The 15,668-nt window shown below is 67.5% G+C and carries 15 protein-coding genes; 10 read left to right on the top strand and 5 right to left on the bottom strand.

Annotation, left to right across the window (positions count from 1 at the left end; translation table 11 throughout):
• The first annotated feature begins 141 nt into the window (after positions 1-141).
• Genes ctaD through NWF22_RS01385 form a run of 4 tightly spaced genes read left to right on the top strand, consistent with a single transcriptional unit; the run spans position 142 to position 4,412 of the window.
• Positions 142-1,926 carry an aa3-type cytochrome oxidase subunit I gene (gene ctaD / locus NWF22_RS01400; protein ID WP_160900949.1) on the top strand — a complete coding sequence of 595 codons (1,785 nt, stop codon included), beginning with the start codon at positions 142-144 and terminating at the stop codon, positions 1,924-1,926.
• Positions 1,927-1,949: 23 nt separating this feature from the next.
• Complete coding sequence (gene serB, locus NWF22_RS01395; RefSeq protein WP_160900950.1) at positions 1,950-3,179, top strand: phosphoserine phosphatase SerB; 1,230 nt, start codon at positions 1,950-1,952, stop codon at positions 3,177-3,179.
• A gap of 8 nt (positions 3,180-3,187) precedes the next feature.
• The gene (locus NWF22_RS01390) at positions 3,188-3,958 is read left to right on the top strand and encodes a peptidyl-tRNA hydrolase (protein WP_160900951.1); all 771 of its coding nucleotides are present in this window, start codon (positions 3,188-3,190) and stop codon (positions 3,956-3,958) included.
• Positions 3,951-4,412 (top strand): cupin domain-containing protein, encoded by a 462-nt coding sequence (locus NWF22_RS01385; RefSeq protein WP_160900952.1) that lies wholly within the window; start codon positions 3,951-3,953, stop codon positions 4,410-4,412. Before NWF22_RS01390 ends, NWF22_RS01385 begins: the two co-directional genes overlap by 8 nt.
• A 32-nt stretch (positions 4,413-4,444) precedes the next feature.
• Here NWF22_RS01385 and NWF22_RS01380 read toward each other — a convergent pair whose 3' ends face one another.
• Positions 4,445-5,440: an LLM class flavin-dependent oxidoreductase gene (locus NWF22_RS01380; protein ID WP_160900953.1), complete on the bottom strand. Its 996-nt coding sequence runs from the start codon at positions 5,438-5,440 to the stop codon at positions 4,445-4,447.
• Between the two features lie 155 nt (positions 5,441-5,595).
• On the opposite strand from NWF22_RS01380, the gene NWF22_RS01375 reads away from it, so the two are divergent.
• Positions 5,596-6,426, top strand: coding sequence for an ABC transporter ATP-binding protein (locus tag NWF22_RS01375; protein WP_160901447.1), 831 nt, complete (start codon positions 5,596-5,598; stop codon positions 6,424-6,426).
• 89 nt (positions 6,427-6,515) lie between these two features.
• Positions 6,516-7,331 carry an NUDIX hydrolase gene (locus NWF22_RS01370; RefSeq protein WP_160900954.1) on the top strand — a complete coding sequence of 272 codons (816 nt, stop codon included), beginning with the start codon at positions 6,516-6,518 and terminating at the stop codon, positions 7,329-7,331.
• Position 7,332: 1 nt separating this feature from the next.
• Here NWF22_RS01370 and ligD read toward each other — a convergent pair whose 3' ends face one another.
• Positions 7,333-8,316: a non-homologous end-joining DNA ligase gene (ligD, locus tag NWF22_RS01365; RefSeq protein ID WP_160900955.1), complete on the bottom strand. Its 984-nt coding sequence runs from the start codon at positions 8,314-8,316 to the stop codon at positions 7,333-7,335.
• Between the two features lie 57 nt (positions 8,317-8,373).
• On the opposite strand from ligD, the gene NWF22_RS01360 reads away from it, so the two are divergent.
• The 3 genes from NWF22_RS01360 to NWF22_RS01350 all read left to right on the top strand — a co-directional run bounded on the left by NWF22_RS01360 (position 8,374) and on the right by NWF22_RS01350 (position 11,470).
• Positions 8,374-9,162, top strand: a complete 789-nt coding sequence (locus NWF22_RS01360; RefSeq protein WP_160900956.1) for an enoyl-CoA hydratase/isomerase family protein — start codon at positions 8,374-8,376, stop codon at positions 9,160-9,162.
• Between the two features lie 66 nt (positions 9,163-9,228).
• Entirely contained in the window at positions 9,229-10,206 is a 978-nt protein-coding gene (locus tag NWF22_RS01355; protein ID WP_160900957.1) for a class I SAM-dependent methyltransferase, read from the top strand.
• Between the two features lie 49 nt (positions 10,207-10,255).
• Positions 10,256-11,470: a THUMP-like domain-containing protein gene (locus tag NWF22_RS01350; RefSeq protein ID WP_160900958.1), complete on the top strand. Its 1,215-nt coding sequence runs from the start codon at positions 10,256-10,258 to the stop codon at positions 11,468-11,470.
• 6 nt (positions 11,471-11,476) lie between these two features.
• Here NWF22_RS01350 and NWF22_RS01345 read toward each other — a convergent pair whose 3' ends face one another.
• Complete coding sequence (locus NWF22_RS01345; RefSeq protein ID WP_160900959.1) at positions 11,477-12,832, bottom strand: outer membrane protein assembly factor BamB family protein; 1,356 nt, start codon at positions 12,830-12,832, stop codon at positions 11,477-11,479.
• A 97-nt stretch (positions 12,833-12,929) separates the two neighbouring features.
• On the opposite strand from NWF22_RS01345, the gene NWF22_RS01340 reads away from it, so the two are divergent.
• Positions 12,930-13,676, top strand: coding sequence for an acyltransferase (locus tag NWF22_RS01340; protein ID WP_160900960.1), 747 nt, complete (start codon positions 12,930-12,932; stop codon positions 13,674-13,676).
• A gap of 17 nt (positions 13,677-13,693) precedes the next feature.
• Here the strand turns inward: NWF22_RS01340 and NWF22_RS01335 are convergent, their stop codons facing one another.
• Both NWF22_RS01335 and NWF22_RS01330 read right to left on the bottom strand, forming a co-directional pair.
• Positions 13,694-14,362 carry an AIM24 family protein gene (locus NWF22_RS01335; RefSeq protein ID WP_160900961.1) on the bottom strand — a complete coding sequence of 223 codons (669 nt, stop codon included), beginning with the start codon at positions 14,360-14,362 and terminating at the stop codon, positions 13,694-13,696.
• 9 nt (positions 14,363-14,371) lie between these two features.
• Positions 14,372-15,667, bottom strand: a complete 1,296-nt coding sequence (locus NWF22_RS01330; protein WP_160900962.1) for a glycosyltransferase family 4 protein — start codon at positions 15,665-15,667, stop codon at positions 14,372-14,374.
• Position 15,668 lies beyond the last annotated feature (1 nt).

Raw genomic sequence — 15,668 nt, 5'->3', positions numbered from 1 at the left:
GAATACGACAGATCGTAGGACCCACTCGGCCACCGTCTGTATGAGGGTTTAGGATCAGTTACCAGCGCTCGTTTTGTTCATGTGGCGACCGCGGGGAAGTGGCAGATGACCGGCCCCGAGTTCGCGCAACGAGGAGGATCTGTGACCGCGGTTGACCAGCCCACCACGCAAGTGGCTCCAGTGCGTCCGTTTCCGGAGCGCTATCAGCCCAAGGGTTCGTTCATCTACAAGCTGATCACCACCACCGATCACAAGTTGATCGGCATGATGTACATCACCGCCTGCTTCGCGTTCTTCCTGATCGGCGGGCTCATGGCGTTGCTGATGCGTGGTGAACTCGCCCACCCGGGCATGCAGTTCCTGTCGACGGAGCAGTTCAACCAGCTGTTCACCATGCACGGCACGGTGATGCTGCTGCTGTATGCGACCCCGATCGTGATCGGCTTCGCCAACTTCGTGCTGCCGCTGCAGATCGGCTCGCCCGACGTCGCCTTCCCGCGGCTCAACGCGTTCGGGTTCTGGTTGTTCGTCTTCGGTGCGTGCGTCGCGCTGAGCGGCTTCCTGCTCCCGGGCGGTGCCGCCGACTTCGGCTGGACCGCGTATACACCCCTGACCGACGCGATCCATTCGCCGGGCTACGGCGCCGACCTGTGGATCATGGGTCTGGGCGTCGGCGGTCTGGGCACCATCCTCGGCGCGGTCAACATGGTGACCACCGTCGTCTGCCTGCGCGCACCTGGCATGACGATGTTCCGCATGCCGATCTTCACCTGGAACATCCTGGTCACCAGCGTGCTGATCCTGCTGGTCTTCCCGCTGTTGACCGCCGCGCTGATGGGCCTCGAGGTCGACCGCCAGTTCGGTGCGCACCTCTATGATCCGGCCAACGGTGGCGTGATCCTGTGGCAGCACCTGTTCTGGTTCTTCGGTCACCCCGAGGTCTACATCATCGCGCTGCCGTTCTTCGGAATCGTGTCCGAGGTCTTCCCGGTGTTCTCGCGCAAGCCGATCTTCGGCTATTCCGGCCTGGTGTACGCCACGCTGGCCATCGCGGCGCTGTCGGTGGCCGTGTGGGCACACCACATGTACGTCACCGGCGCGGTTCTGCTGCCGTTCTTCTCCTTCATGACCTTCCTGATCGCGGTGCCCACCGGTGTGAAGTTCTTCAACTGGATAGGCACGATGTGGCGCGGTCACATGACGTTCGAGACGCCGATGCTCTTCTCGGTGGGCTTCATCGTCACGTTCCTCTTCGGCGGCCTGACCGGTGTGCTGCTCGCGAGCCCGCCGCTGGACTTCCACCTGTCCGACAGCTACTTCGTGGTCGCGCACTTCCACTACGTGCTCTTCGGCACCATCGTGTTCGCCACCTACGCCGGTATCTACTTCTGGTTCCCGAAGATGACCGGGCGCATGCTCGACGAACGGCTCGGCAAGATCCACTTCTGGCTGACCTTCGTCGGCTTCCACACCACCTTCCTGGTGCAGCACTGGCTCGGTAACGAGGGCATGCCGCGCCGCTACGCCGACTACCTGCCGTCCGACGGGTTCACCACCCTGAACATCATCTCCACCGTCGGTGCCTTCATCCTGGGTCTGTCCACACTGCCGTTCCTGTGGAACATCTTCCGCAGCTACCGCTACGGCGAGGTCGTGACCGTCGATGACCCGTGGGGCTTCGGCAACTCGCTCGAGTGGGCCACCAGCTGCCCGCCGCCGCGGCACAACTTCACCGAGCTGCCCCGGATTCGTTCCGAGCGCCCGGCGTTCGAGCTGCACTATCCGCACATGATCGAACGGATGCGTGCCGAGGCCCACGTCGGCGCCGGCCACAACTCGGGCAAGGACCGCCACATGGAAGACGCGCGGCGCAGTCCGTTGACCGTGGGTGACCACGAGGGTTCCCCGGATCCGGATCCGAGCTGACGCGCACACACTCCGCGAAACACGTGATCAACGAATCGGGTGACACCACAGTTCTGATCACCGTCACCGGGCCGGACAAACCCGGCGTGACATCGGTGTTGATGGGTGCGCTGGCCGGCCAGCAGGTCAGTCTGCTCGACGTCGAGCAGGTGGTGATCCGCGGCCGCCTCACCCTGGGTGTGCTGGTGTCGGCGTCGGGTGACGCCGAGGAACTACAGGACGTGGTCGAGCAGGCGATGGCCTCCATCGGGATCGACGTCATCGTCGAGGTGGGCGCCGCCAGTGCCGGCCGACGACCGTCGAGTCACGCAGTGGTGGTGCTGGGAAGTCCGGTCACCGCGCGCGCATTCCGGGCGCTGGCCGGAGCGCTCGCCAAGCAGGGCGGCAACATCGACTCCATCCGTGGGGTGGCCGACTATCCGCTCACCGGCCTGGAACTGATGGTCAGCACCGGTCGCGACGACGTGGCCGCCGACGCCGCCCTGCGTAAGGGGTTGGCCGCGGTCGCCGCCGACCACGGCGTCGACATCGCGGTGGAGCGCGGTGGTCTGGCGCGGCGTGCCAAGCGGGTCATCGTGTTCGACGTCGACTCCACCCTGATCCAGGGTGAGGTCATTGAAATGCTCGCTGCCCGCGCCGGCCGTGAAGCCGAGGTCGCGGCGGTGACCGAGGCCGCGATGCGCGGGGAACTGGACTTCTCCGAGTCGCTGCATCAGCGGGTGGCCGTCCTCGCCGGACTCGACGCCAGCGTCATCGATGATGTCGCCAGCTCGCTGGAGTTGACACCGGGGGCGCGCACCACCATCCGCACCCTGCATCGACTCGGCTATCACTGCGGGGTCGTATCCGGCGGTTTTCGGCAGGTGATCGACGGGCTGGCGCACGAACTCGAACTCGACTTCGTGCGGGCCAACACGTTGGAGATCGTCGATGGCAAACTGACCGGCCGGGTGATCGGCGAGGTCGTGGACCGGGCGGGCAAGGCCAAGGCATTGCGGGCCTTCGCCGACCAGGTCGGCGTCGCCATGGAGCAGACCATCGCGGTCGGCGACGGCGCCAACGACATCGACATGCTCAGCGTGGCCGGGATGGGGATCGCCTTCAACGCGAAACCCGCGCTGCGGGAGGTGGCCGATGCCGCGTTGAGCCATCCGTTCCTCGATGCGGTGTTGTTCATCCTCGGCGTCACCCGCGACGAGATCGAGGCGGCCGATGCCGCCGATGGGGTCCTGCGACGCGTGCCGCTCAGCTGACGGCCGGCATGTCGGATTCCGCCGCATCCACCAGCTGTGATGGTCACCTCGACCCGTTCGACGAGGCCTACCGACGGCTGGTGGGCTACGTCGGCGGTGGTGAGGACCCGGCCGACCCCGCCGACGTCCTGGCCATGCAGATGGTTCTGCGGATCGAGAAGTCCGACCCACCGAGCCGCGCGGAGCTCCTCACCGCCGCGGCGCGCGCGGTGGCGTTGCTGTGTCTCGACGATCGCGCCGGCGGAGGTGGGCCCTGGGCGACGCCGATGGACACCTGGTGCGATGCCCGAATTCGCAAGATCGCGCGTCGCGCGCGCGGTGCGCAGTGGGTTGCCGCGCAGGAGGTGTCGGGACTGACCGTGACCGAGGGCGCAGCGCAGGCACGTGCGTTGGTGCCCGGCCGGGTGGGGGATGTCGATCGCCGGATCTCGCGACTGCAGATCGGCGGTACCGACCTGTCGGGAGAGTTGTCGTCGACCGCCGATGCGGGCGGAGTCGTCCTGTGGCTCAATCCGGGTGTGACGATGACCGTGGGCAAAGCGGGCGCACAGGTGGGACATGCGGCCATGCTCGCGGTGAAACTGATGCGTGCGGCGCAGGCCCGGGCCTGGCGGAGCGCGGCCTGCCCGCTGACGATTCGCGCGGCGACCCCTGAGCGGTTCGCCGCGCTGCTCGATTCCGAGAAGCGTGGCACGGCTGTCGCGGTGCGTGACGCCGGGTTCACCGAGATCGCGCCGGGCTCGGTGACCGTGATCGCGGAGGTGACCAACGGTGAGTGAGAACATCCTGCCGGAGTGGGCGCGCGACCTGGGGCTGGTGGCCCACCCGGAGGGCGGCTGGTACCGGGAGACCTGGCGCAGTCCCGTCCGCATCCCGGCGGACGTTCTGCCGCCGGGCTATTCGGCCGAACGTCCGGTCGCCACCGCGATCCTCTTCCTGCTGTTGCCCGGGGAGCAATCGGCGTGGCACACCGTTCGCAGCGCAGAACTCTGGCTCTATCACCGGGGTTCGGCGGTCCTGCTCGAACTCGGCGGCGACGGTGATCAGCCGGCCGCACCCACCGAGATCCACGTCGGTGCCGACATCTCGGCCGGCCAGACGCCACAAGCCGTGGTGCCGCCCGGCGTGTGGCAACGGGCCCGGCCGCTCGGCGACGAACCGGTGCTCGTCAGCTGTGTCGTCTCACCCGGGTTCGACTTCGCCGATTTCCGGTTGGCCGCGCCGGACGCGTGAGGCCCCGCGCACCTCGATCGGTGGGATGCCGGTCAGTCGCCCGTCGCCGACAACGCCGGTGCCGGCGCGATGTGGGCCAACGTGTTCAGCCAGACGTCCCGGTCGGGTGCAATGGACGCGACGATGAGCTCGTCGGCCTGGGCGTGACCGGTGAACCAGTCGAGGTAGTCGGTGACCTGTGCCGGGGTGCCGACTCCGGAATACGTCATCATCGCGTCGATCTGCCGGCCCTGGGGCAGGTCGAGCACCATGTCCGCCTCCTCGTCGGTGAATCGGCGATCGCGTGCGAACAAGGCGTTGACCCGGGCCCGCTTGGCCTTGCGGAGCTGTTCGGCGGCCACCGCCTCGTCCTCGTCGGCGATCACGCACACCCCCGCGATCACGTACGGCGCGTCGAGTTGCTCGGACGGCTGGAACTCACGGCGGTACAGCGCTACCGCCTCTTCGAGCGCCTGCGGGGCGAAGTGTGACGCGAACGCGTACGGCAGGCCCAGTGCCGCGGCGAGTTGGGCACCGAACAGCGATGACCCGAGGATGTAGAGCGGCACATCGGTTCCCGCGCCGGGGGTGGCGGTGACGCCCTCCACCCGGGAGTGACCGCGCAGATATCCCTGCAGTTCCAGAACGTCGGAGGGGAACCGATCCGCCGACGCCATCGTCCGGCGCAGTGCGGCGAATGTCTGCTGATCTCCGCCGGGGGCGCGGCCCAGCCCGAGGTCGATGCGGCCGGGATGCAATTCGGCGAGCGTGCCGAACTGTTCGGCGATGGCCAGCGGCGAGTGATTGGGCAGCATCACCCCGCCGGCGCCGAGGCGGATGGTCTCGGTGTTCGCCGCGACGTGTGCGATCAGCACGGCGGGGGCGGCCGATGCGATGCTGGACATGTTGTGGTGTTCGGCGTACCAGATACGCCGGTACCCCCACTTCTCGGCGCGCTGCGCCATGTCCACGCTGGCGGCGAAGCTCTCGCCCACCGTTTCGCCGGAACCGACCTGTGCGAGGTCGAGGACGGACAAGTCAACACTCATGCTCTCCTCAAGGCGACAGCGTGCACGGGTATTCCGATCGACTCCGAAGACGTTCTCGCGGAGGACGTGTCGCCCTGCTCACGACGCGTACGCGACACGTGGTGCACGATAGGGGGGTGACGAACCCGAGCGATCCGAGTGCCGCCGCCGACGACGTGTACGAATCCGATCCCGATCTTCTGGTCGACTTCCGCGACGTCACTCTGGTGCGGGGCGGCAACACCCTGGTCGGCCCGGTGTCCTGGCAGGTGGAACTCGACGAGCGCTGGGTGGTCATCGGACCCAACGGTGCGGGCAAGACATCGCTGATGCGTCTGGCCGCCGCCCAGGAACATCCCACCTCCGGCGCCGCGTTCGTGCTCAACGAGCAGCTCGGCAAGGTCGAGCTCCGCGAGTTGTCCACCCGGATCGGTGTGTCGAGCGCCGCGCTCGCCGAACGGGTGCCGCCGGACGAGATCGTCAGCGATGTGGTGATCTCTGCCGGTTATTCCGTCCTCGGTCGTTGGCGGGAGAAGTACGACGAGATGGACCGCGAGCAGGCCGTCGAATCCCTGGAATCCATGGGCGCCGAACATCTCGCCGACCGGACCTTCGGCACGCTGTCCGAAGGCGAACGCAAGCGCGTGCTCATTGCGCGCGCGTTGATGACCGACCCCGAACTCCTGCTGCTCGACGAGCCTGCGGCCGGGCTCGACCTGGGCGGGCGGGAGGAACTGGTGGACCGTCTCGGTCGGCTTGCCGCCGACCCGGAGGCCCCGGCGATGGTGCTCGTGACCCACCACGTCGAAGAGATTCCGGACGGGTTCACCCACGCGATGTTGCTGTCCGAAGGCGAGGTGGTCGCCCAGGGGTTGCTCGACGAGGTGCTCACCAGCCAGAACCTGTCGTCGGCGTTTCGGCAGCGGATCACCCTCAGTCGGCCCGGGGGCCGGTATTTCGCCCGTCGCTCGCGACGAGCGGGTGGGCATCGGCGCGCTGCCGGCTGAACCGGGCGCGGTATCGGTTGAGCACGCGCGTTACTGTCGAGGCACCGTCCCGCCCAGCAGGGGTTGCGCGCAGACAGGAGATCGCCGTTATGAGCTCATCGCCGCCGACCGAACCCGCCCCATTGCGCGATGCCGCCACGGTGGTCCTCGTTCGGGACACTGCCGCCGGGCCCGAGGTGTTTCTGCAGCGCCGGGTCAAACAGATGGCCTTCGCCGGCGGTGTCACGGTGTTCCCCGGCGGCGGCGTCGATCCACGCGACGCCGAAGCCGATGTGGACTGGACCGGACCGGGTGCCGGCCGGTGGGCCGAGGCCTTCCACACCGATGAACACACCGCACAGTCTCTGGTGTGCGCCGCCGTTCGGGAGACATTCGAGGAATGTGGTGTCCTGCTGGCATCGCGGGCCGACGGCTCGTTCCCCGACCCGGATGCCTTCACCGCCGAGCGCGCTGGCCTCGTCGACAAGTCGCTGTCTTTCGCGCAGTTCCTCCGCGACGCCGGTCTCAGTCTGCGTGCCGACCTGCTGCGGCCGCTGGCGCACTGGATCACCCCCATCCTCGAGAAGCGCCGATACGACACCCGGTTCTTTCTCGCCGCGCTGCCGCCGGGACAGACCGCCGACGACAAGACCACCGAGGCCGAGGTCGCCGGTTGGGCCACGCCGCAGTCGGCGCTCGAGTTGTGGGCCGCAGACAAGCATGTCTTGCTGCCACCGACCTGGGCGCAGCTGACCCATCTCCGCGAGTTCGATTCGGTGGCCGACATCCTCGCCGCCGAACGCCGGGTCGAGGCCATCGAACCGTCGGTGGAGCCGGGCGCCGGCCTGGCCGGTCTCACGTTCGCGGGTTCGGACCGCTATTTCGCCGTTGCCGCCGAGCGTGAGGTACCCGGACTGAGTCGGTGATTCACCGATCCATATCGATGACGTCGGGCTGGTCGGTCCCGGCACCGATGTCGTCGCGGTCGGCCCACTCGAGCAGGGGGTCGAGGCGGTGGGCAACATCATCGATCTCGGCGTGCAGGTCACCGAGTTCGGCGAAGCGCGCCGGCATCGTCGCGATGGTGAAGTCATCCGGCGTGATGTGGTCGATCTCGTCCCACGCGATCGGCGCGGACACCGTGCCCCGTGGATTGCCGCGCACCGAATAGGCCGATGCCATCGTGTGATCGCGGGTGTTCTGGTTGTAGTCGACGAACACCGCAGCCGGATCGCGGTCTTTGCGCCACCAGGTGGTGGTCACATCCTCGGGTGCGCGCCGCTCGATCTCGCGTGCGAAGGCGAATGCGGCGCGGCGCACCTGGGCGAATCCCCACTCCGGTTCGATCCGGACGTAGATGTGCAGGCCGCGGCCGCCCGATGTCTTCGGGAATCCGCGCATCCCGAGTTCGTCGAGCATCTCCTCGACCACATGGGCCACCCGCTGGATACGTGAGAAGGGGCACTCGGGCATCGGATCGAGGTCGATGCGCCATTCGTCGGGGGCTTCGGGGTCGTCGCGACGGGAGTTCCACGGATGGAACTCGACGGTGGACATCTGCACCGCCCAGATCACACTGCCCAACTCCGTGACGCACAGTTCGTCGGCGGTCCGGCCGAACCGCGGAAACCAGAGCTCGACCGTCTCGAGCCAGTCGGGTGCGCCGGCCGGGATGCGCTTCTGGTGTACTTTCTTGCCGTCGACTCCCTTGGGGAATCGATGCAACATGCACGGTCGGTCTCGCAGTGCACGGACGATGCCGTCGCCGACGGCGAGGTAGTACTCGGCGAGGTCACGCTTGGTCTCGCCACGCTCGGAGAAATACACGCGGTCGGGACTGGACAGTCGGATGACCCGGTCGCCGACCCGTAGTTCGACCGGTTCGCCCGCATCGTTCGAGGCCTTGGCCATGGCTCAACTGTATGGCCTCGCCATCCGGTCGTGGCGGGCGAACGGTAGCCTTCGACCATGGCTGAGTTCGTCACACTCGAGACATCCGATGATCATCCCGGGGTCGGCACCATCCGGTTGCACCGGCCGCCGATGAACGCGTTGAACCGGCAGGTGCAGAACGAGCTCGCCGCCGCTGCCGACGAGGCGACCGTGCGCGACGACATCAAGGCCGTCGTGATCTACGGTGGCCCGAAGGTGCTCGCCGCCGGCGCCGACATCAAAGAGATGAACGAGATGACCTATGCCCAGATGAGCAAGGTCGCCGGCCGCCTGCAGTCGGCGCTCGGCGCCATCTCGGAGATCCCCAAGCCGACGGTTGCGGCCATCACCGGCTACGCGCTGGGCGGTGGACTCGAGGTGGCACTCGGCGCCGATCGCCGGATCGCCGGAGACAACGCCAAACTCGGCGTACCCGAAGTGCTGCTGGGCGTGATCCCCGGCGGCGGTGGTACCCAACGGCTGGCCCGGCTGATCGGACCGGCCAAGGCCAAGGACATGATCTTCACCGGACGCTTCGTCGCCGCCGCCGAGGCGTTGGAGATGGGGCTCATCGACGAGGTGGTGGCGCCCGACGATGTCTACGACGCCGCACTCGCGTGGGCGGGCCAGTTCTCGAACGCGGCGAGTATCGCACTCGCCGCCGGCAAGAAGGCCGTGGATCAGGGGCTCGGTGTGGACCTCACCACCGGTTTGAAGATCGAGGAGCAGCTGTTCGCCGCGCTGTTCGCCACCGAAGACCGTGCGATCGGCATGGCATCGTTCGTCGAGAACGGTCCCGGCAAGGCGCAGTTCCTGGGTCGATGAGGCCGCCCGGCACCAGGGGCGATGAGCCCCATCCGTCAGACCCGACCACGAAGAAAGCAGCTGTTGATGACCACGAACGTGACGCCGGGCACCGACCCCGAACCCAATCCGCATGCCACCGAGGAGCAGGTGCAGGCCGCGCTGGCCGACACCAAGCTCGCGCAGGTGCTTTACCACGACTGGGAGGCCGAGACCTACGACGACAAGTGGTCGATCTCCTATGACGAACGCTGCATCGACTATGCGCGTGGGCGTTTCGACGCAGTCGCCGCAGACCAGCCGCTGCCGTACGAGCGGGCGATGGAACTCGGTTGCGGTACCGGCTTCTTCCTGCTGAACCTGATGCAGTCGGGAGTCGCGAAGAAGGGGTCGGTCACCGACCTCTCGCCGGGCATGGTGAAGGTCGCCGTGCGCAATGCCGAGGGTCTCGGGCTCGACGTCGACGGCCGGGTGGCCGACGCAGAGAAGATCCCCTACGACGACAACACCTTCGATCTCGTTGTCGGACATGCTGTGCTGCATCACATCCCGGATGTCGAGCAGGCGCTGCGTGAGGTGCTGCGCGTGCTGCGGCCCGGTGGCCGGTTCGTGTTCGCCGGCGAGCCGACGACCATTGGTGACTTCTATGCGCGGTGGATGAGCCGCGCCACCTGGGCGGCGACCACGAACGTGACCAAGTTCGGACCGCTACGTGGGTGGCGGCGCCCGCAGGAGGAACTCGACGAATCGTCGCGCGCAGCCGCACTGGAGGCGGTCGTCGACATCCACACCTTCGATCCGGCAGAACTCGAACAGATGGCGCGCAACGCCGGCGCGACACAGGTGGGAACGGCCACCGAGGAGTTCGCCGCCGCGATGCTCGGCTGGCCGGTGCGGACCTTCGAGGCGGCCGTTCCGCCCGAAAAGCTCGGGTGGGGTTGGGCGATGTTCGCCTTCAACGGCTGGAAACGCCTGTCCTGGCTCGACGAGAAGGTGCTACGGAAAGTGGTGCCGCCGAAATTCTTCTACAACGCGCTGGTCACCGGGATCAAGCCGGACGCGTAAGTGGTATGGCTTCGCCGGACCGGGTGACGCGTCAGGGGGTTGGTGATCCATGGGATACCGCTTCACGCGCGACGATGTCGCCTTCCTGCGGTCGCAGAGTGGGTCCGAGGCACTCGAGTGCGCCTCGTCTCTCGCGCTGTCCTCGGCGACGATGCTGAGCGACATCGCCGAGTTGCGTGGCCGCTGGCCCTCGCACCATGCCGCGCTCATCGAGACGCTACTGTGTCGGCGGCGCGGGAAGACGAAAATCAATGCCGCCGAACGGATGTTGTTCACCGACGACGCGTTGCAGCAGGCGACCGCCTCCCCGGTCGCGGCTCATCGCGCAGTCGAGATCGCGACCCGCCATCCGGGTGCGGTGGTGCACGACGTCACCTGCTCGATCGGCGCGGAGTTGCGCGAACTCACTGCGCAGCAACATATCTCGGGTGTCATCGGTAGTGATCTCGACGATGTCCGCCTCGCCATGGCCCGGCACAACACGGTGCTCGATTCTCCACCGGCGACCCTGCTCGTCGCCGACGCACTCACGCCGACCTCGACGGCCGATGTCATCGTGGCCGACCCGGGCCGGCGTGCGGGTGCCGGACGGGTGTTTCGGCTCGATCAGCTCACGCCACCGCTGCTCGATGTGCTGACCACCTATGCGACGCGTCCCCTCGCGGTGAAATGTGCTCCGGGACTGGACTACCAGATATTGTGGGATCGGTTCGGCTTCACCGGTCAGGTGCAGCTCACGTCACTCGACGGCGCGGTCCGGGAGGCGTGCCTGTGGACCGACCGCGACGGTGAGCCACGCCGCCGCGCCACGGTGCTGCGCACCGACCCTTCCGGCTCGGTGCGGTCCTATGAGATCACCGACGCCGACGCCGATGACATCGGCAGCGGCGAGGTGGGGGAGTGGATCCTCGATCCCGACGGTGCGGTGGTGCGTGCCGGATTGGTGCGTCACTACGCCCGGCGGCACGGTCTGTGGCAGCTCGATCCGCAGATCGCCTATCTGACCGGGGACCGGATCCCCTCTGGTGAGCGCGGATTCCGTGTCCTCGAGGGGAGCGGCGTGTCGGAGAAGGAGTTGCGCCGTCGCCTCGCCGCATATGATTGCGGCACACTCGAGATCTTGGTGCGGGGGCTCGACGTGAACCCTGATCAACTACGAAAGAGGCTTAAACTCAAGGGATCACGTGCGCTGGCCGTGATCCTCACCAGAATCGGTCGCCGAGGTGTCGGGTTCATCTGCGAGCCCGGCGTGCGGATGCCGTGACGCGGGTCATCTGCTTTCCATCGATTGTTTGCTGTCGAAGAAGTAGACCTTGCCGATGTTGGTCGCCGTGGCGATCTGCCCGGACGGCGACACCGACACCCCGGTGGTGAAGCCGACCGATTCCGGCAGGCCCAGTGTCCGCTGCGTCGAGCCGTCGTCGGTGGAGACCTCGATGAGCGACAACGAGTCCTGGCCCTCGTCACGGATCACCGTCCACGCGGTGCCGGCGTCGGTCAGGGTGGACAGACTGACAACGGCGAGATCCTGGCGCTGCCAGACCTGTTCGGCGTGATCCCCGGCGTCGCGCAGCAGGGTCAGGGGGGCACCCAGCACACCGGTCGGGATGATCAGCCCGTCCGGCGACACCGTCATCGTCGCGAAACCGTGTCCGCCGTTGTCGTAGGTCCAGCGGGTCGTGCCCGACGCGGCGTCGAGGGCCACGATCTGGCCGAGCCGGCTGAACGCGTAGACCGTCGAGCCGTCGGCAGACAGCGTCGGTGGGCCGATGACGCCGCCCGGCACGTCGGCCTGCCAGATCTCGCGCATCGTCCGCGCACCGTCCTCGGCGCGGTAGCTCATCGCGCGGATCTGTGAGGCGATCGCACCCTGCGGCCAGAAGTTCAGGAAGAATCGTTCGTGCGCGGTGTCCACGGCGGGCGGTGCGGGGATCGGGCACCGCGGTCCGTTGGTGACGCATTCGCCGAAACCGAATGTCGGGTCGTCGGGATTCAGGTCGCTGCGCAACCGCACCTCGGGCGCGGTGAACTCACTGGTCTGGGAGTTCAGCAGCAGCAGTTGGCCCTGGGTGCTGGCCACCAGGACTTCGCCGGGGGCGGCGAACTTCGCCGACAGCGGCACACCGATCACCGGCATCCGCCAGCGGATCGCGCCACCGGCGTTGAACGCCAGGAACATCGACTCCTCGCCGACGTAGGGCTGGTCGTACTGGTCGACGAGCAGCGAGTTCACCTCGGTACCGGCCCGCATCCGCTTGCAGAAGTTCTTGCGCCCGTTGCGCGGATCTAGGATCAACAGGTTGCAGCCGTTGGCGGTGTTCGACGTCACGCCGACGTTGCCGTTGCCGGAGATGGTCAGCGGGGCCGTCACCGGCCCGCCGGTGGGACGTGTCCAGCTCAGTTCGAGATCGTCGGGGACCGCCGGATACGCGAAGTTGGAGTTCGCGGCGTTGCCGCCGTAGCTCGACCAGCCGGCGCTCGCCACCGATCGGATGTCGATGTGGCCGTCCGAACACGAGGTCACCAGCACCGCCACCACGCTCGCCAGGATCGTCGCGACGATCAGCGGTGTGCGTCGGGCCTTCTCGGTGCGGGCACCCTCACGTATCGGGGCTGCTGCAGCCATCGGCGCTCCTGTCTGGTCGCGGTTCGCCCCGTCGGTCGACGTGCCAGTCTCAGAGCCTAACGTGGGCGCATACCGTCCTCGATTAGGGTTTGTCGACATGACCACGATGTGGAACGCCTCCTTCCGCTCGCGTCTGCGCGCGGGCCGCCGTCGTGATCCGGCGCAGCCACGTTTCCTCACTTTCGACTCGTTGCGCTGGGTGAAACGCAATCGTGCCTACAGTCCGTGGTACCTGGTCCGCTACTACCGCTTGGCACGCTTCCGGCTGGCGAATCCGCATGTGGTCCTGCGGGGGATGGTGTTTCTCGGCCGCAACGTGGAGATCCACGCGACCCCGGAGATGGCGCGCCTCGAGATCGGGCGCTGGGTGCACATCGGTGACGGCAACTCGATCCGCTGTCACGAGGGCAGCCTGCGAATCGGTGACAAGACCGTCTTCGGGTGCAACAACGTGGTGAACTCCTACCTCGACCTCGAGATCGGCGGGTCCACCCTGATCGCCGACTGGTGCTACATCTGCGACTTCGACCACAAGATGGACGACATCACGGTGCCCATCAAGGATCAGGGCATCATCAAGGGCCCGGTGCGCATCGGTCCGGACACCTGGATCGCCGCGAAGGTGACGGTGCTGCGTAACACGATCGTCGGCCGTGGGTGTGTGCTCGGTTCGCACGCGGTGGTGCGCGGCGAGATCCCGGACTTCTCGATCGCCGTCGGCGCGCCGGCGCGAGTGGTGAAGAATCGCAAGGACGCCTGGGCGCAGACCGCGCAGCAACGAGCCGAACTCGAGCGTGCGCTGGCCGATATCGAGCGCAAGAAGGCGCAGACACACGATTCCTGAGGCCGCAGTGTCCGGCGTCAGCGGCCCACACCGGCCGCGACGCCTTCGCTCGGCTGGACGACGACGAACCCCGGTCCGTGGAAGGCGAGCTGGAACGACTCGCCCGAGCCGCGTCCGATCAGCGAACCGAGTTTGAAGTCGTTCTTGAGTCCCGGCGTGAGCGTGCTCGACCAGCACACCGCGGCCTGCGGGTCGACGAAGGTGGGCTGTACCGAGCAGTCGAGGATCATCGGCGGTCCGTCACTGGAGATCCCGACCGTGCCGTGACCGCTCACGGTCAGGTTGAACAGCCCACCGGCGAGCATGCCGGCGTTGCCGATGGAGGTGATCCGCCAGTCGAGCGACGCGTCGAAGGCGAGCAGGCTCGACGTGTTGATGGTGATCGAGTCGCCCTCGAGGTCGATGGTGAACACATTGCTGTTGGACCGCGCGAAGAACACCTCGCCCTGCCCGCGCACGCGCATCAGTTGGCCACCCTCGCTGGTGACCGCCTTCTTGAGGAAGTTCGACATCGATCCCGAGCTCTCGTGGGCGAAGTCGAACTGACCCTGGTAGGCCACCATCGCGCCCTTGGCCGCCAGTGCCTCGGGGCCGAACCCCACTCGCAACATCTTGTCCGACTGCAGGGTCCAGCGCTGGGCGCTCTGCTTCTCGTGGTTGACCTGATCGAAGATGGGACTGCGCACGAGGACTCCTCAGCTGTCGGTGTCGGTGGTCACCGTCGATTGTGGCCGATCGCGTTCGGGCAGTGGGCGTTGCGGGATGTGCGGTCGGCCGACCGGATGACGGACTCGTCGCTTGGCGGCGAGATACACGCCGGCGGTGCGTTCGGCCACCTCAGCCCAGGAGAACTCCACGGTGAGCCGTTCGCGGGCCCGCCGCGCGCGCAGGGCTGCCGCGGCCGGATCGCCGAGCCCCGCGCGTACCGCGGCGGCGATGCCGGCGACGTCACCCGGCGCGAAGGACAGACCGGTGGTCGGGTCCGACACCGCCTCGCCGAGCCCGCCCGCCGTCGACACGATCAGCGGGATGCCGGTGGCCGCCGCCTCGAGCGCCACGATGCCGAACGGTTCGTATCGGCTGGGCAGCACGATGGCGGCACAACGGTGCATGAGGTCGACGAGTCCGTCGTGGTCGACGGCGCCGAGGAAGCGGACCGACTTGGCGACCCGGTGGCGCCGGGCCTCGTCGCCGAGCCAGTCCAGTTGGGTGCCGGTGCCGGCGACGGTGAGTGTGGTGCCGGGGTGGGTCCGGCGGATACGCGGCATCGCGGCAAGGAGATCCTGGACGCCTTTCTCGTATTCGAGTCGGCCCGCGAACAACAGTTCCGGCGGTCCCGCCGCCGCAGGCCGGGGTGCGAACGGCCAGGTGCGGATGTCGATGCCGTTGTGGATCACCGACACATCCGGGATGTCCGGGCCGAACAGGCGACCGACCTCGTCGCGCATGGACGCCGAACAGGTGATCAGCGAATCCGACTCGTGGGCCAGCCACCACTCCACCGAGTGCACCTGCCGATTGGTGGGTCCGCTGACCCAACCGCTGTGCCGGCCCGCCTCCGTGGCGTGGATCGTCGACACCAGGGGCACGTCGAAGAACTCCGCGAGTGCGATCGCCGGATGGGCGACGAGCCAGTCGTGGGCGTGCACCACATCGGGTTCCCAGGGCGGTTCGCCGGCCGGATCTCGTCGTCCGCCGAACGCGGACATCCCGGCGCGGATCAGCGAATGGCCCATGGCCAGTGTCCAGGCCATCATGTCGCGCGCGAATTCGAACTCCGGCGGATCCTCGGCGGCCGCGATGACCCGAACACCGTCGGTGCGGGAGTCGGTGGTGGGGTGGCTGACCCCATCGGTGCCGGTGGGGCGCCGGGTCAGCACCACCACGTCATGGCCGGCGCGGGCGAGCTCGGTGGTCAGCTGGTGTACGTGCCGACCCAGCCCGCCCACCACGACCGGCGGGTACTCCCATGAGACGATCAACACCTTCATC

The sequence above is a fragment of the Gordonia mangrovi genome, assembly GCF_024734075.1.
In the GTDB taxonomy this organism is placed as follows: Bacteria; Actinomycetota; Actinomycetes; order Mycobacteriales; family Mycobacteriaceae; genus Gordonia; species Gordonia mangrovi.
The sequence above is the reverse complement of the archived record's forward strand: the minus strand, read 5'-3'. Positions and strand labels throughout refer to the sequence as shown.

Excerpts from the sequence above, each read along its gene's own strand:
- NWF22_RS01390 (WP_160900951.1), top strand. The coding sequence starts at position 3,188 with ATGTCGGATTCCGCCGCATCCACCAGCTGTGATGGTCACCTCGACCCG.
- NWF22_RS01380 (WP_160900953.1), bottom strand. The coding sequence starts at position 5,440 with ATGAGTGTTGACTTGTCCGTCCTCGACCTCGCACAGGTCGGTTCCGGC.
- NWF22_RS01370 (WP_160900954.1), top strand. The coding sequence starts at position 6,516 with ATGAGCTCATCGCCGCCGACCGAACCCGCCCCATTGCGCGATGCCGCC.
- ligD (WP_160900955.1), bottom strand. The coding sequence starts at position 8,316 with ATGGCCAAGGCCTCGAACGATGCGGGCGAACCGGTCGAACTACGGGTC.
- NWF22_RS01360 (WP_160900956.1), top strand. The coding sequence starts at position 8,374 with ATGGCTGAGTTCGTCACACTCGAGACATCCGATGATCATCCCGGGGTC.
- NWF22_RS01355 (WP_160900957.1), top strand. The coding sequence starts at position 9,229 with ATGACCACGAACGTGACGCCGGGCACCGACCCCGAACCCAATCCGCAT.
- NWF22_RS01350 (WP_160900958.1), top strand. The coding sequence starts at position 10,256 with ATGGGATACCGCTTCACGCGCGACGATGTCGCCTTCCTGCGGTCGCAG.
- NWF22_RS01345 (WP_160900959.1), bottom strand. The coding sequence starts at position 12,832 with ATGGCTGCAGCAGCCCCGATACGTGAGGGTGCCCGCACCGAGAAGGCC.
- NWF22_RS01340 (WP_160900960.1), top strand. The coding sequence starts at position 12,930 with ATGACCACGATGTGGAACGCCTCCTTCCGCTCGCGTCTGCGCGCGGGC.
- NWF22_RS01330 (WP_160900962.1), bottom strand. The coding sequence starts at position 15,667 with ATGAAGGTGTTGATCGTCTCATGGGAGTACCCGCCGGTCGTGGTGGGC.